Annotated in this window: 11 protein-coding genes; 3 read left to right on the top strand and 8 right to left on the bottom strand. The window is 50.3% G+C overall.

All coding sequences use genetic code 11. The annotated features are described in order from the left end of the window. Window positions 1–63: 63 nt before the first annotated feature. From ACXAH4_RS08675 to ACXAH4_RS08655, 5 genes are all read right to left on the bottom strand, one after another. A complete protein-coding gene (locus tag ACXAH4_RS08675; protein WP_474881518.1) occupies window positions 64–1,194 on the bottom strand; it encodes a ThuA domain-containing protein in 1,131 nt (376 codons plus the stop codon). A gap of 11 nt (window positions 1,195–1,205) precedes the next feature. Further along, window positions 1,206–1,805: a gluconate 2-dehydrogenase subunit 3 family protein gene (locus ACXAH4_RS08670; protein WP_474881516.1), complete on the bottom strand. Its 600-nt coding sequence runs from the start codon at window positions 1,803–1,805 to the stop codon at window positions 1,206–1,208. Further along, a complete protein-coding gene (locus ACXAH4_RS08665) occupies window positions 1,805–3,496 on the bottom strand; it encodes a GMC oxidoreductase (RefSeq protein ID WP_474881515.1) in 1,692 nt (563 codons plus the stop codon). Before ACXAH4_RS08665 ends, ACXAH4_RS08670 begins: the two co-directional genes overlap by 1 nt. Window positions 3,497–3,844: 348 nt before the next feature. Then, the gene (locus ACXAH4_RS08660) at window positions 3,845–5,029 is read right to left on the bottom strand and encodes an AGE family epimerase/isomerase (RefSeq protein ID WP_474881513.1); all 1,185 of its coding nucleotides are present in this window, start codon (window positions 5,027–5,029) and stop codon (window positions 3,845–3,847) included. A 127-nt stretch (window positions 5,030–5,156) separates the two neighbouring features. Further along, complete coding sequence (locus tag ACXAH4_RS08655) at window positions 5,157–6,353, bottom strand: LysR family transcriptional regulator (RefSeq protein ID WP_474881512.1); 1,197 nt, start codon at window positions 6,351–6,353, stop codon at window positions 5,157–5,159. Between the two features lie 132 nt (window positions 6,354–6,485). On the opposite strand from ACXAH4_RS08655, the gene ACXAH4_RS08650 reads away from it, so the two are divergent. Genes ACXAH4_RS08650 through ACXAH4_RS08640 form a run of 3 tightly spaced genes read left to right on the top strand, consistent with a single transcriptional unit; the run spans window position 6,486 to window position 9,307 of the window. Beyond that, a complete protein-coding gene (locus ACXAH4_RS08650; protein ID WP_119500948.1) occupies window positions 6,486–7,178 on the top strand; it encodes a 4-carboxy-4-hydroxy-2-oxoadipate aldolase/oxaloacetate decarboxylase in 693 nt (230 codons plus the stop codon). After that, entirely contained in the window at window positions 7,175–8,272 is a 1,098-nt protein-coding gene (locus ACXAH4_RS08645; protein WP_474881511.1) for a 4-oxalomesaconate tautomerase, read from the top strand. Before ACXAH4_RS08650 ends, ACXAH4_RS08645 begins: the two co-directional genes overlap by 4 nt. A 15-nt stretch (window positions 8,273–8,287) precedes the next feature. Further along, a complete protein-coding gene (locus ACXAH4_RS08640; RefSeq protein WP_119500949.1) occupies window positions 8,288–9,307 on the top strand; it encodes an amidohydrolase family protein in 1,020 nt (339 codons plus the stop codon). Between the two features lie 151 nt (window positions 9,308–9,458). Here the strand turns inward: ACXAH4_RS08640 and ACXAH4_RS08635 are convergent, their stop codons facing one another. The 3 genes from ACXAH4_RS08635 to ACXAH4_RS08625 all read right to left on the bottom strand — a co-directional run bounded on the left by ACXAH4_RS08635 (window position 9,459) and on the right by ACXAH4_RS08625 (window position 14,793). Continuing rightward, window positions 9,459–10,451 carry a patatin-like phospholipase family protein gene (locus tag ACXAH4_RS08635; protein WP_474881509.1) on the bottom strand — a complete coding sequence of 331 codons (993 nt, stop codon included), beginning with the start codon at window positions 10,449–10,451 and terminating at the stop codon, window positions 9,459–9,461. Window positions 10,452–10,604: 153 nt separating this feature from the next. Continuing rightward, a complete protein-coding gene (locus ACXAH4_RS08630; protein ID WP_474881507.1) occupies window positions 10,605–11,978 on the bottom strand; it encodes an alkaline phosphatase PhoX in 1,374 nt (457 codons plus the stop codon). A gap of 106 nt (window positions 11,979–12,084) precedes the next feature. Further along, the gene (locus ACXAH4_RS08625) at window positions 12,085–14,793 is read right to left on the bottom strand and encodes a M14 family zinc carboxypeptidase (RefSeq protein ID WP_474881505.1); all 2,709 of its coding nucleotides are present in this window, start codon (window positions 14,791–14,793) and stop codon (window positions 12,085–12,087) included. Between the last annotated feature and the right edge of the window lie 198 nt (window positions 14,794–14,991).

The following is a 14,991-nucleotide window of genomic DNA, read 5'->3' as shown; positions in this document are numbered from 1 at the left end:
CCGTTAAACGAAAAAAGGCCCGGAATGACCGGGCCTTATCATTTTAAGTGTTCAGCGAAAATATCACTGTTTGCAGGTATCGTTACCTTGTCCCGCTGTCCACTTCATACCGTTTTTTAATAACTTAATATTGTATTCGGCGTTGTAAACTTCTTTGCGGTGACCGATAGCGCTGTACATCGCCCGGCCTTCGCCGATGCAATGGGTCCAGACCAGCGGATGATCTTCACCCATTTCCAGTTCTTTACCCGGCACATAAGTGGTTTCATCTATGGCCATTACGATGTCGTAGCCTTTAGAAGACACGCTGTCTGAGAACGAATACCACTCATCATTGAGTTCCCAGCGGTCAGGGATCCCTTCTGCTACACCGGTGCCGTGACGGGTAACATCCAGCGATGCATCCTGGAACCAGTTGTCATCGCCGGGATGGCCGATAAACTGTGCACCAATCAGCACATCACGATACCAGTCCCAGAAATACACGGAGTCGCCGGCTGATGCATGTATGCCCAGGAAGCCACCACCGTTATTCATGTAGTCTTCAAACGCTTTACGCTGAGAGAGGGTGAGGGTGTCACCGCTGACATTATTCCAGATCACCACATCAAATTCAGACAGGTTTTCCGGTGTAAAGGCACTGCCTTTGGCGCTGACAGAAACACCATAGCCCATTTCTTTTGCCAGCTTGCTCAGGTTTTCTGTGGCAGCAGTTACTGATTCGCCGTGGTCATAGCCATTGATTTTCTGATAGATCAGTACCTGAACAGGTTCTTCACCCAGGTCGAATTCCACCGGTTCTGAATCGAATCTTGCACAACGTGCAATCTTATCTTCACGGGTGACCGGCAGTCCTGCCAGTTCTTTGCGCATGGCTGCAGCGTTTGCATCGTCTTCAACACCCACACGGGCCAGCAACTGATCCAGTGTGATCAATGTACTGAAAGAAGGCATGGATTCACTTAAGATCCACGCCGGAATTTTAGCCAGTACGCCGGGGTAGTGTTTTTCAACAATGGCTCTGGCTTTTGGACGCATTACCACATCGTAAGCCGGCATAGAGCTGGAAAAAGGCACATCCCGTAAGGAACAGTCGGTTAATACCTCTGCGGCAGACGCGCAGCCCGTCGCTACCAGACTGCCCATTGCCATGCTGCCGGCAATAATGGCTTTAAGTATATTTTTCTTCATCATCAGGAGTCTCCTTACATCGGCCAAACGGTCATCCAGGCTTTGTCCCCTTTCTTATAAGGGATATCTTTGTAGTCGCCCGGTATGTCTACGTGACGGAGCACCTGAGTGCCGCCTGCTTTCGACGTAAAGAAACCAAAGATCATCAGCTGCTTGTAGAGGGTAAAGTAATGGGGCAGGCCATCTTCTTTTCCATCCCAGGGCGAGTCTTCACCGCGGTTAAACGCCAGCGCCTCACTGTCCAGTTTAGAAGCCAGTGCGGTTTTCTGTTTCTGGCTTAAGCCAACGAAAGGCTTACCGTATTCTTCCTGACTGCGTGCATCCACATCTTTAAATCCGGCTTCCATCAGAGCCTGTTGTTCCGGTGTGTAGCATTCGCGGATCATGCCGATAAAGAACGCCGGTAAACCTGCATCTTTCGCTCCCGGCGTATCGGTTCTCGGTAATACGGTTTCACACAGTTCAGTAATCAGCGCGACGGTGTTGTCGTCAAGTCCTGAGTCTTTTACAGAGGTCAGGGCCGGTTGCTCCTGCCAGACGGCCATGGCCGGAGAACAGATAAAGCTTGTGCCGGTGGCGGTTGCGATAAGTTTTAGTAAATCACGACGATCCATTACAGATTACCCCGCTTGAGTTCTTCTACTGCAAAATCTGCGGCACGGGCTGTCAGTGCCATGTAAGTAAGTGAAGGATTAACACACGAAGAGGATGTCATACAGGCTCCGTCGGTAACAAATACGTTAGGCGCATCCCAAACCTGATTATGCTTGTTAAGCACGGAAGTCTTAGGATCCCGGCCCATGCGGGCGGTGCCCATTTCATGAATACCTTTACCCATGTGGTAAGTGGTTTCCCAGGCGGTGGCATTTTTAAGACCGATGCTGTCAAACATTTCAACAATGTCTTCTTTCATGGCTTTACGCATTTTCAGTTCGTTGTCCCTGATTTTGGCATCCATTTCCAGCACCGGCAGTCCCCATGCATCTTTCACATCATGGTTCAGACTCACTTTATTGCGGTGGTCCGGCAGAATTTCACCAAAACCAACTGTACTGATGCTCCACGGACCCGGCTCACTGAGACCGTCTTTCAATCCGGCTCCGATACCTAAGTCGTCAGCGCTGCGGCTGAAACCTGAACGGGATGCGTTACCCTGGAAGCCGAAGCCACGGAGGAAGTCACGTTTGTCATCGCCCCAGTTTGCAAAGCGGGGAATGTAGAAGCCTGTTGGCCTGCGGCCATAGACGTATTTGTCGAGATGGCCTTCAATTTCTGCCATACCGCCCAGCATGTAGTGGTGATCCATGACATTGTGACCCAGTTCACCTGAGCTTGAGCCAAGACCGTTATCCCAGACATCACGGGCTGAGTTCATCAGTAACCAGGCAGAGTTCAGTGCCGAGGCATTCAGGAAGACAATTTTACTGTGGAAAACTTCAGTTAGTCCGGTTTCCGAATCAATTATTTCAACCCCGGTAACCCGCTTAGTGTCTTTATCGTAAATCAGCTCTTTTACGATGGCGAGCGGGCGAAGAGTAAGATTGCCGGTTTTCAGTGCCGCTGGCAGGGTTGCAGACTGGGTACTGAAGTAGCCGCCGAAAGGACAGCCAGTCCAGCACTTGTCACGGTGCTGACACTTCACACGACCCTGTTCGGGACGTTGCTCGGTAATGTGGGCGGTACGGCCCATAATTAATTGTCGCTTGCCCTTGTACTGTTTTTTAAGACGGGCTTGAACGTCTTTTTCTACAGCATTAAAAGCAAATGCCGGCAGGAATTCACCGTCAGGTAATACATCCAGACCGTCGCGGTTACCGGAAATTCCGGCAAACTTTTCAACATACGAATACCATGGTGCCACATCTTCATAGCGAATAGGCCAGTCAACACCCACACCTTCTTTACCATTGGCTTCGAAGTCTTCAGGGTTTAAACGGTAAGACTGACGACCCCACAACAAAGAACGTCCACCTACCTGATAGGCACGAAACCACTGGAAAGGTTCTTTTTCCACATAGGGAGATGTTTGCGCAGAAGCCCAGGCGCCCATTGTGGGTTCGTTAAAAGGATACCCCTTACCACGGGCCATATTGGGTTCAGAGGCCAGTGCCTCCAGGCTGGGACGACCGTGGTGGGGATAGTCCCATAAATTTTTACTCATGTTGGTGTAGTCTTTAATGTGCTCGACGTTTTCGCCGCGCTCAAGCATAAGTACCTTCAGGCCCTTTTCGGTAAGCTCTTTAGCAGCCCAGCCCCCGCTGATACCAGAGCCAACTACGATGGCATCATATGTATTTTTTGACATTTTTGCCCCTGTTTAAGTTGAAAACGATCTGCGCCTGTTTTTGTCCCTACAAGCAGATCACACAGTGAATCCTGACCTTAACCTGATTGATTTTATTTGTAATCAATATGGTTAACAAAAAGTAAATTTAGTAACACTATAATGTATTTATGTCATCGATGTCATTATAAAATTGACGTGTTTTGTAACAGGTGTGCGGGTGCGTTTGTAAGCGCTTTCTTGCTTTATGGCTATGCGTATGAGCTGTAAGAGGTTTTTGAGAAATTAATGTCTGAAGGAAATTGTGATATTTTGTTTCAATGGCTCACGGTGTCAAAACGCCGTGAGCCGGAAAGTCCACCCAATACGTTATCCGGAAATAGCAGGGCTTTCAGCAAATGCAGCGGTAAAACGGGAGGCTTCGTTATGTGCCATGCACAGATGATATAAGGTACTGGCAGCCATTTTCGGGTCCACGGGTTGTCCGTTGCTGTCTATAACATACGTGTAATGGGCTTCAAGTTGCGGATGGGAGAAGCCGTCAATCAACTGGTGGATGGCAAATGTGGCACTGGCAATGTCCTGTTCACAGTTTGCATTGTCAGGCAAAGTGCTGTGAACCAGTGCAGCTTTGATCCACTCCGTCATCGGCCAGCTCTTAAAGGTGGACGACACGACTGTTCCTTCAGGTGTAACGGTATCGTGCAACCAGCGGTTACCGGGCGTCAACCCGTAGTCTCTGGCATGGCGGTATAATACCGACTGATAACGTGTGGTATCTGTGCCACTGACAGTCTGAAATTCATGCAGCAGCCATACCCACTCCATCATGTGGCCGGGTTCTACACTCCGGCCGCCGGTGGGGCAAGGCTGCCAGTCTGTGGTGAAAAACTCCAGCAACACACCGTGCTGTGCATCGAAAAAATGCTGCTCAAACAGTGCATACACCTGATTACAGCGTTCAAGCCAGAACGTGTCGTTACTGACCCGGTACAAATGAATAAAGGCTTCGAACAAATGCATGTGCGGATTTTGACGCCGCGTGGTGTGGGCATATGTCCCTTCAAGCCAGCCACCATGATCACTTTTCAGAACAGTATCCACGTGCAGTGCAAGGTTTTTCGCTTTTAGCAGAGCATGATCATCATTCAGCGCGTCTTTCTGCCAACTGTATGCCAGCAGAAAAAATGCCACATCATACAAATCGGTAGCGGCATTTTTTACTTTATCGGATGCATCAAGGGTCATCGGGTAAAAGCCGGGAAGGGCGTCAGGACAGGCGTTGCTGATAAACTTTTCCGTTGCCTGCGCCAGGGCTTTACCTTCAGGCAGGAACCCTTTTTTATAGCCGTAGCACATTGAAAATATTTGTCTTGATTGCACCCGCATACGCTTGTCGGCTTGCCAGTCGGGCTTGCCTTCACCATCAAAACATTCCAGTGCGGCGCCGTTTTCAGCAAAACCCTCTGCAGCCCATTTCGGAAACAATGATGTCGTCAGCCAGTGGTCGAAACGCTGCCAGGCGTCGATAAAATCGCGATGTATCGTTTCCATGAAATTTCCTTGCACTACAGATGAATGGACAACGGACACGCATTGTAATCGTCAGTACAAGGGTTTGACAGTGTTTTTGCAATTTGAATAAGCGATGCCAGTGACATTAACACACGATCAGGGCTTGCTATTTTCCTGACTCCTCAGTCTTTGCCCTCAGATGATCTAAAAATTCTTTTTGTAACCGGGTGGGGTGCCAGTTTTTCCTTAATGTATAGCCAATCTGTCTCGGTGCATCGCTCAGGGGCGTCGGGTTGACCGCCAGCAATCCTGCGGCAACATCAATTTCAACCTGGCGGGCAGGCAGGATGGCGGCGCGGTCGCTGTTGATTAGCAATCCGCGAATTGCCATCAGTGAGCTGCATTCAATCACTTCGTAAGCGTGATCGGGACAAATGGCTTGTAGCACATCACCAAAGGCCTTACGTGCAGGTGTACCTTCTTTTGCCGCAATCCACTTCAGTGATTGCCAGTCTTGTGCCGTGAGGGAGCATTTGGCGGCCAGCGGATGGTGACTGCCGGTCACAATTGACAGGTAATCATCAAACAAAGGGATCTGTTCAATATCGTCAGACAGGGCGGGGAAGCGCAGGGCGCCTACCAGTATATCAATATGTCCGTGCAGCAAGGCATGCAACTGCTCTTCATATGGACCGTCGACAATGCTTATGTTGGCGCCCGGCGCCTCTTCAAGCAGAGCGAGTACAGCTTTGGGAACAATCTCAGACCGTGCGAGCGGTAAGCTGCCAATACGCACGCTACCCAGCTTTTCACCATTTAATTCTGCGACTTCATCCAGCCCCTGGCTGAGTTCTGAAAAATACAATGAGGCAATACGGGAAAACTGTCTGGCACGCCAGGTGGCCTCAACACCGGTGGGGGAGCGGTTGAACAGGGTTTGCTGGCACAAGGTTTCCAGATCACGGATAGTTCTGTGAAGCGTGGGTTGAGACAAGCCCATTTTTACTGATGCAGCCGTGTAACTTTGCAATTCAACAATATGTACCAGAGCATCAAGTTGCCTTGCAGTGACCCCCCGCAGAAACGACGTTCTGCCATGCTTGTCGGCACTGAATAAAGTGGTGGCAAAGCTTTCCAGCAAACTGAAGGCACGGCCAAACCGGTTAAGAAAAACATCTCCCTCCGGGGTTACGAACATACCGGAGGAGGAACGGGTAAACAGCGTCCAGCCAATGCTCTCTTCCAGTTTTTTAATGCTTTGAGTAAGGGCAGATTGGGTGAGGTGCACTTGTCGGGCTGCTTCTGACAGATTGCAGTACTTTTTAATTTCAAGTGCACAGTGCAGGTGCCGGATATTCAACATGGCATGGCAAACCAGTAGCGATTTTTTGCCATTATAGAAAAAAGTAATGATGCTGCACAGGTTTCTAAACGGCTTTTTAACATTTACCGGCGCATACTGAGCCACACCAAAAAGTCAGAAGGGTTAAAGGTTATGGCAGTATGCGTTACGAATTGTCCACGTGCATCTGAGGACACGCTGAAAAAATATGAAGGCGCGGAAGTGGCTACCGTCCACGAAGCTCAGGGTCGCAAAGGTTTGCTGGCTGATTACATGCGTCCAATTTACCGCCCGGCCAGTATTTCCGGTACGGCTGTAACCTGTCAGGTTGCCCCGGGTGACAACTGGATGATCCACGTTGCTGTTGAGCAGTGTCAGCCCGGAGATGTATTAGTTGTATCGCCCACCAGTCACTGCATTGATGGTTTTTTTGGCGATTTGCTGGCTACCTCGTTAAAAGCCCGTGGCGTGAAAGGGTTAATCATTGACGGCGGTGTGCGTGATACCGCAACGCTGCAGGAAATGGAATTTCCCGTCTGGTCTAAAGCAATTTTTGCCCAGGGCACAGTGAAAGAAACCATCGCCAGCGTAAACGTGCCGGTGGTTTGTGCCGGCGCACTGATTCATCCGGGCGACATTATTGTTGCCGATGACGATGGTGTTGTGGTTGTGCAGCGTAACGAAGCGGATGCAGTGCATGAAAAAGTACAGAAGCGTCTTGATAACGAAGCATCCAAACGGGATCGCCTGGCCGCCGGAGAACTGGGGCTGGATATTTACAATATGCGTGAGCGTTTGGCTGAAAAAGGCCTGAAATATGTGTCTTACGAGGAGTACAGCAAGTGAAGGCCATTCCCTGCCATCTGATGCGCGGCGGAACGTCTAAAGGCTTGTATTTTCTTGCATCTTCGTTACCGGAAGATACCGTATTGCGGGACCAGGTTTTGCTGGCTGCAATGGGATCTCCTGATGACAGACAAATCGACGGTGTGGGCGGTGCCCATCCGTTAACCAGCAAGGTTGCAGTAGTCAGTCCGTCTACCAGAGACGATGCCGACGTGGATTATCTTTTCCTGCAGGTTGTGGTGGATAAAGCCGTGGTTAGTGATGGCCAGAATTGCGGAAATATTCTTGCAGGCGTGGGTCCTTTCGCGATTGAACAAGGCTTAATTGACGCGCAGGAAGGTATCACCAGTGTGCGTATTCACATGGTGAATACCGGTGGTCTTGCGGTAGCACAGGTTGAAGTTAAAGACGGTGTGCCGGTATATGAAGGTGATGCCCGTATCGACGGCGTGCCGGGCACGGCAGCGCCGGTTCTGATTGATTTCCTCGATGTTGCCGGAGCCAGTTGCGGTGCATTATTTCCCACCGGCAACGCCAAAGATGTGATTGATGGTGTGGACGTTACCTGTATCGATAACGGCATGCCTGTTGTGCTGTTAAATGCCGCTGACTTTGGCTTAACAGGCGATGAGTCGCCTGCGGAAATTGAAAAAAATACCGGCGTTAAAGACCGCATTGAAAGCATCAGGTTACAAGCGGGCCGGCAAATGAACCTTGGTGATGTAAGCGATAAAACTGTCCCTAAAATGTCGCTTATATCGGCCCCTGTCCGGGGTGGTTTGCTGAATACCCGCACTTTTATTCCACACCGTGTGCATGATGCCATAGGTGTACTGGGTTCGGTGAGTGTTGCTACAGCCTGCGTGGTGGACGGTTCCATCGCCTACGGCTACCTCAAAGGTTGTAGCGACTACTCCCGTCTTGAAATAGAACATCCAACCGGCAGTTTCACTGTGGCAATGGATGTGGAGGGCAGCGGTTCGCTGTCGACTTTGAAAATTAACCGTTCTGCGCTGTTGCGCACAGCCCGTTTGCTCATGCGGGGAGAAGTGCTGGTCGCAGACTCAGCGTTCTCTGCGCCCGGGAAACAATAAGTTACAGGATTGATTATGATTATTGATTGTCACGGCCATTACACAACGGCACCGGAACCACTTCAATTATTCCGTGATGCGCAACTGGCGGCGTTTAAGGCGGGTAAAGCGTTACCTGAAGTTCCTCATATCAGTGATGAGCAAATTCAGGAAAGTATTGAGAAAAACCAGCTTCGTTTGCTGATTGAACGCGGTTCAGATATGACCATTTTTTCTCCCCGCGCGTCAGCCATGGCGCACCACCTGGGGGACGAAGCCGTTTCTAAACAGTGGACCAGCGCATGTAACGATTTAATTAAGCGTGTGGTGGATTTATATCCGAAGCAATTCATTGGTGTTTGCCAACTGCCGCAATCCCCGGGCGTGCCGATTAAAAATTCAGTGGACGAACTGGAACGTTGCGTAAACGAACTGGGTTTTGTCGGGTGTAACCTGAACCCGGATCCTTCAGGCGGTCACTGGACATCAAAGCCGCTGACAGATGAAAGCTGGTATCCCTTCTATGAAAAAATGGTAGAACTGGATGTACCGGCAATGATCCATGTGTCCGGCTCCTGTAATGCCAACTTCCACGCTACCGGTGCTCACTATATGAACGCAGACACCACGGCATTCATGCAGTTCCTGCAGGGAAATCTGTTCAAAGAGTTTCCGGATCTGCGCTTTATCATTCCTCATGGTGGCGGTGCAGTGCCTTATCACTGGGGACGTTACCGCGGTCTTGCCGATATGCTTGAGCAGCCCCCGTTACGTGAGCATGTGATGAAAAATGTGTATTTTGACACGTGTGTGTATCACCAGCCGGGTATCGATTTACTGTTTGATGTTATCGATCTGGACAACATTCTTTTTGGTTCAGAAATGATTGGTGCGGTGCGCGGCATTGACCCGGAAACCGGTTACTACTTCGACGACACTAAACGTTATGTCGATGCGCTGGATTTAACTGAGGAACAACGTACTCAGGTTTACTCAGGGAACGCCCGTCGTGTTTATCCCCGTCTGGATGCAAAACTGAAGTCTATGGGACTGTAATTCAGGCAAAAAAATACCGCCGGGATGAGCTCCGGCGGTCTAAGGGTCCTGCCTTTTGGCTGGAGGAGTAGTACCAGGTTGAAAATTAACAGGCTCAATTCTCAAAAGGTGAAATTATCTTAATGCAAATGAGAATGTTTATCAATAAGATTTAGCCAAAAAGTCCGGGTAAATCGCAACTGTCTCTTTTTCCCAAATCTCCGGTGCTGGTTTCCAGCCATTGCTCAGCGGTTTTTATGCCTTCCTCCTTCAGTTCCAGAAGGAACGCCCGTGAATTGTCGTACTTACTCATCTGGTCAAGGGCAGACATTAATTCACTGTTTTCTATGATGTGTGTGCGGGTTGCCCGTATGCGTTTCTCAAAATCGCCAGAAACCCAGCCCCACCGTTGAGACGAGGTTTTAATGTCCAGCATTGAGCGCATCTCCCGTAAAAAAGCACAGTGAAATGTGAGTTCACTGATGCGGTCACTGATTTCTTCCGAACGGACGGGCAGTGCTCTCCGTTGTAACGGTTGCAGCAGTACAATCAGAACATCCTGAGCGTCACAACTGTGGATCAACGGAAAGATAGCCGGATTGGCCGCGTAGCCACCGTCCCAGTAGTGTTTATTATTTATCGTTACCGCTTTGTAAACGTTGGGCAAACAGGCGGAAGCCAGAACGTGACTGACGGTCAGTTCCTGTTCATTAAAGAGTTCCAGTTTTCCCGTCGTCACTTCAGTTGCGGCAATGAATAAGCGAAAAGGGGAGTGGTGCTGCAGTGCTTTGAAATCAGTAATTTCATCGAGCACATCCCGGAGCGGGTTGATGTCCATCGTATTGATGTCGTAGGGGGAGAAATGTTGAAACATGCTCATCCACCATTTGTTCAATGATTGCTCCAGTATTTTCGGCATGGGCATCTGTACACCTTTGTCAGCGATGGCTTCCCAGAATGCATCCAGTTGCGCCGCTGCCCCCCGGCGACCGTCTTTACGCCAGCCTTCAGCAAGCATTACTGCATTCATTGCACCGGCACTGGTGCCGCTGATGCCGTCAAACTCCAGCCACTCTTCTTCCAGCAGCCTGATCAACACCCCCCAGGTGAAAGCACCGTGGGCCCCGCCACCCTGTAAAGCGAGATTTATTTTCAGTGGTTTCATTGCCGGTTCCTTAAGTTATGCTGCTATGCAGCATTTTCAGAGTAGCATACGAAACGGCCCGGGGTTTAGTGCAAAATTGAATAAAAAATAAACATTCCGGGTGGGGAGAGGGAAACGGACAGCCACACCCGGCTGTCCGGTAAACAGGTATTATCAGCTTCTGGCTGACCAGGGACCGGTAATTGCAACGGTTCTGGCCGGAGAATACAAATTAACAAACAGGGTACTGCCGTCCGGTGAGAAGCATGCGCCGGCAAGTTCGGTTTGATCATGTAAGCGGGCAAAAGGATACACACTGCCATCAGGGGTTACACCCCGCAGATGGTTGTCAACGACGTCTGTGTACTGATCTTCACAAACAATTAAGTCACCAAAGGGTGCAACAGTGAGATTATCGCCAAAGTTAAACAGGGATTTATCTGTGCTTTCCAGGAACAATTGCAGCCGGCCCGGCTTAGCTGCTTCGTGTTCTGTGCCTTCAGACGCAGAAGGCTGGTAGCGCATAATTTGTCCTAGTTGCTTTTTGCCGCCATTGGTGCAGCAGAAATAGAGTTCACCGTCTCCCCAGTGAATCCCCTCACCACGGGCGAACAGGGCTGCGCCGTCTGCATATCCCCGTTTACGGAGATCATCTTCCGGACTCTCCGGGTCTGTCAAATCTATCCAATTGGCATCGAGCCATTGTTGCAGCGGCATCGCCGGGTTAACCCAGTTGCGGCTGTCGTAACCCTGACTGGCTTTTATTGCCAGTGCCTGAAGTCTGCCACCCTTGATAAGATCGCCGGGGACATCGGGAATAAAGCGGTAGAACAGGCTGTCTCCCCGGTCTTCCGTCATGTAAACAATACCGGTGCGGGGGTCCACTGCTGCAGCTTCATGGTTAAAGCGGCCCATGGCTTTAAGCGGCTCAGGTGAGACAAGGGTTTGTGCTGTTGAGGGGACTTCAAAAACCCAGCCGTGGTCTTTATTGTTATAAGCCGACGGCTTATCAATACTCTCTTCGCAAGTGAGCCAGCTGCCCCAGGGAGTAATGCCACCGGAACAGTTACGGATTGTGCCGCATAAACTTACATGCTGGCTTTCAGTTTCACCGGTGATTAAATTATACACCATGGTAGTCGTGCCACCGGGCAGTGCATTCCCGTCGGGGGCGGTGTCGTAGGCGTCTGCAGTTTTGTGCGAGGCAACCGATGCAGGCTGCAAGATCCGGTCTTTCGGGGTAAGTTCATGGTTTCTTACCAGAGCCACACGTTGTTCATCCAGTTTGAAACAGCCCATTCCGTCAGCTTTATCCGGCACATTCAGGCCGTCAGACATGGCCTGGCCCAGCGCTGAAATAACTTTATAAGTAAAGCCTTCCGGTAAATCCAGCAGGGAAGCCGGATCCGGTTTCAGCGGGCCAAACCCGGTCGCAGCACGCAGTCCGCCTGCGGCATGCTGAGTTGCTGCATTGGCGAGCCCGCCGAATGCGCTGCTGCCTGCAGACAGAGCCGCCAGGCCAAAGGTGAATTGTCGTCTTGTTATCATTATTGTGTTCTCATAAAAAAAGGTATTGTTACAATATAACAATACCTTAATTCTTCATGACAGTCTGTTACGTTAAGATGAAACCATAACAGGATTAACCGTCAGATTAGCGTCGTGGTGATGCATGCGCTGCGCCACGGAATATAGCATTCAATAGCATGACGTTCAGACCATCCATATATGCGCGGCTTGAAGGGTCCTGGGTAAAGCCTATCACCATGCCTTCGCCGGACGGTTGCACCATCAGAAATGGCTTATAAGCCAGCTGTTCGCGGTTCTCGTCCCATAAATATCCGGATGCGAGCAGCTCATCAGCACCTTTATACCAGGCAACATTTTTACCGGCATCCAGTTTCATGGGCGCAAAAATAGTATTGCCTGTTACCAGCGAAACCACTTCAGGATTGACCCCTGCGGTAAGCCAGTGCTCCTGGTCCACTTCAACCTTCGCAAGGATACCGGCAACGTAATCCGGTGAACGCTGGTTGTTTTCAATGCGACGAATAAGTTGCGATTTATCAGTAATATGTGAACCGGCCACATGACCACGGTGGTCTGCCTGCTCATCTGCTTCCACCGTTTCATCATTAAAGCTGTATTCCGGGTCTGCATCCAGCAGGCCGTTATCCGGTGAGGCTGCAAAAGCGGTTGCCTGTGCAAAAGTGATTAGCACACCTCCCTGTTTTACCCAGGTCTTGAGGTTTTCAGCGCCGCGCTGGCCTAAGGCTCCGTCGTACCAGCCTGAAGGCAAAATGATCACCTGATAGTGGTTGAGGTTTCTGCTTGCCAGCATATCTGTCCGGATTGCGGTGACCGGATAGTTAAACTGCCGCTCAATAACAAAGCGGGTGCTGCCGGCGCTCAGTGAGCTGGTGGGAGAATCCCAGGCCATAGCAATATTGGGTGCTGACATCACCGGTGTACTGCGGCTGCCGAAGCTGGGACCGTCAGTTATCCAACTGCTGTCAGTGCCTGTTACCAGCGCGCCGGTTTGTGCTGCAAGCGCGGCAATCTTTTCACTGGTGCCTTCGTCATTAGCTTTTACTTCAATAATTAATGTGCCGGCCGGAAACCGGCGCTTATCGTCGAGAGTGAAGGCTTCATCAGCACTTTTCAAATGGATCCCCTGTTGCAGCGCGGCTGTCAGAAAACGGCCGGCTGCGGCATCACCCCAGGGCACCAGCCAGGCCACACTGGCGTCCGGTTTATCCACATTGCCTTTCAGGGGCATATCAGGTGTCACGTAGTTGCCTTTTACAGATAAACCATCATCACAACTGTCGGTTTTGACATTGAATAACAATGGCAGAGACCAGGCTGTTACATCATAAATTTCATCGTCCAGCTTGCGGGCCCGGCGCCGTTCCTGCTCTTTAATGAATGATTCCGCCATATCGACCTGGCGGGTAAAGGTAGTTTTCACAAACCGGCCACGGGGCTGGGCAGTATCAATGATATAGGCCCCTTTGTTATACCGGGTGCCACATGCTTTAAATGATTCGCCAGCCTGTTTTACTTCGACACCGTGGGTCGCCATTAATGTAGCCAGACGGTGGCTGCCGGCACGATCGGTGGTTGCCGGAATAATAAAGGTACGCTCGTCATCTTTTTTACCGGCTTCAATAGCATTAACCTGATACTGGTAAAAATCAGTGAGGATTTTCTCACGGTTATCCGCGGCAGCCTCGAGGGTAGAAAGGGAAGCAACAAAGTGCTTTTGCACAGGATCGCGATAATGATTCACTTTGCCGTCTTTATTTCTGAATGTCATTCCACGGGTAGAAGCCACTTCATAGGTGGCAGCAGACGCCCCGTAAAAAGTAGGCCAGCTGTCACCATAGCCCGGATAAAATGCGTCATAGACTTCGCGGGTAAAATAGTCAAAACCCATGCGGTCAAAATGTTTACCGTTGTTTCTACCTATTAAATCGTTATTGTCGAGCTGTGCCTGCTGCATATGCGGGTTGATCGGGCTCGCTGCCGGCACGAAAAAGTAGGTGGAGTCACTGCCCATTTCGTGTAAATCAATGACTACCGTTGGCTTGAAGTGGTTCAGGGCATTCACCCGGCCCAGCGTTTCAGGCTGGGTAATGGCAAGCCAGTCGCGGTTCATGTCGAACAAATAGTGGTTACTTCTGCCCCTGGGCCATGGTTCATTCTGATCGACGCTCAGGCGATCATCGCTGTCCTGTAAGCCGGTGGAGGAATAGTAGTTGTGCGTAAATCTGGTGCGGCCATCGGGGTTTTGCAGCGGGTCAATAAAGACCAGTGTGTTTTTTAGCACCTTCGCCGTCAACGGGTCGTTCTGTGCTGCCAGCAAGTGATAAGCCGTCATCATTGCGGCATCGGTACTGCTGATTTCGTTACCATGAACACCGTGCTGAAGCCATACCGACGAGGGCAGGGAAGCGATGAGCTTATTAGCTTCATCACGGGAAGTTTTTCGCGGGTCGGCCAGGCGGTTCATATTTGCTGCGAACTGCTCCAGGTCTTTAATATGCTCAGGCGAACCGATTGCGACATAAATAAGCGCACGGCCCTCCCAGCTTTCTGCGTACTTGACCAGATGGACCCGATCCGGAGCAGCCTCTGCCAGTGCTTTGAAGTAGGTCAGCATATCACTGTGGGTCGTGATGCGTTCGCCGGTGTTATACCCGAGCACTGATTTTACCGTGGGGATGGACGGGCTGTACTGTGCGCCCGGCCACATTTCAAAACTTTCTGTTTGCTGGGGCGTGCTTGCAATAGCTTTTCCTGCACTGAAGCACAAAGAGACTGTGAGTGCAGAAATAGTGAATAAGTGTCTGAGTGTCATGATTTTCCCGGTCAGATATTTTTATTATGCAAAGTGAATCATAGCAATTAAAAGCACCCCGTAACATTTCCCTTATCAGTGGTTTTCAGGCCTTTATCGAATCGTTTTATTGTAATTCGTCTTAAAAATAAGCATTTACATTTGTTTTACTTGAAGGTAACCGGTCGTACCAGTAGGATGCGGCCCTTTTTCAATAAT

It is taken from the genome of Alteromonas sp. ABV2_168 (genome assembly GCF_056161165.1).
The sequence above is the reverse complement of the archived record's forward strand: the minus strand, read 5'-3'. Positions and strand labels throughout refer to the sequence as shown.

What these genes read in the sequence shown, in the direction of transcription:
- ACXAH4_RS08675 (WP_474881518.1), bottom strand. Translation starts at nt 1,194, where the DNA reads ATGATGAAGAAAAATATACTTAAAGCCATTATTGCCGGCAGCATGGCA.
- ACXAH4_RS08670 (WP_474881516.1), bottom strand. Translation starts at nt 1,805, where the DNA reads ATGGATCGTCGTGATTTACTAAAACTTATCGCAACCGCCACCGGCACA.
- ACXAH4_RS08665 (WP_474881515.1), bottom strand. Translation starts at nt 3,496, where the DNA reads ATGTCAAAAAATACATATGATGCCATCGTAGTTGGCTCTGGTATCAGC.
- ACXAH4_RS08660 (WP_474881513.1), bottom strand. Translation starts at nt 5,029, where the DNA reads ATGGAAACGATACATCGCGATTTTATCGACGCCTGGCAGCGTTTCGAC.
- ACXAH4_RS08655 (WP_474881512.1), bottom strand. Translation starts at nt 6,353, where the DNA reads ATGTTGAATATCCGGCACCTGCACTGTGCACTTGAAATTAAAAAGTAC.
- ACXAH4_RS08650 (WP_119500948.1), top strand. Translation starts at nt 6,486, where the DNA reads ATGGCAGTATGCGTTACGAATTGTCCACGTGCATCTGAGGACACGCTG.
- ACXAH4_RS08640 (WP_119500949.1), top strand. Translation starts at nt 8,288, where the DNA reads ATGATTATTGATTGTCACGGCCATTACACAACGGCACCGGAACCACTT.
- ACXAH4_RS08635 (WP_474881509.1), bottom strand. Translation starts at nt 10,451, where the DNA reads ATGAAACCACTGAAAATAAATCTCGCTTTACAGGGTGGCGGGGCCCAC.
- ACXAH4_RS08630 (WP_474881507.1), bottom strand. Translation starts at nt 11,978, where the DNA reads ATGATAACAAGACGACAATTCACCTTTGGCCTGGCGGCTCTGTCTGCA.
- ACXAH4_RS08625 (WP_474881505.1), bottom strand. Translation starts at nt 14,793, where the DNA reads ATGACACTCAGACACTTATTCACTATTTCTGCACTCACAGTCTCTTTG.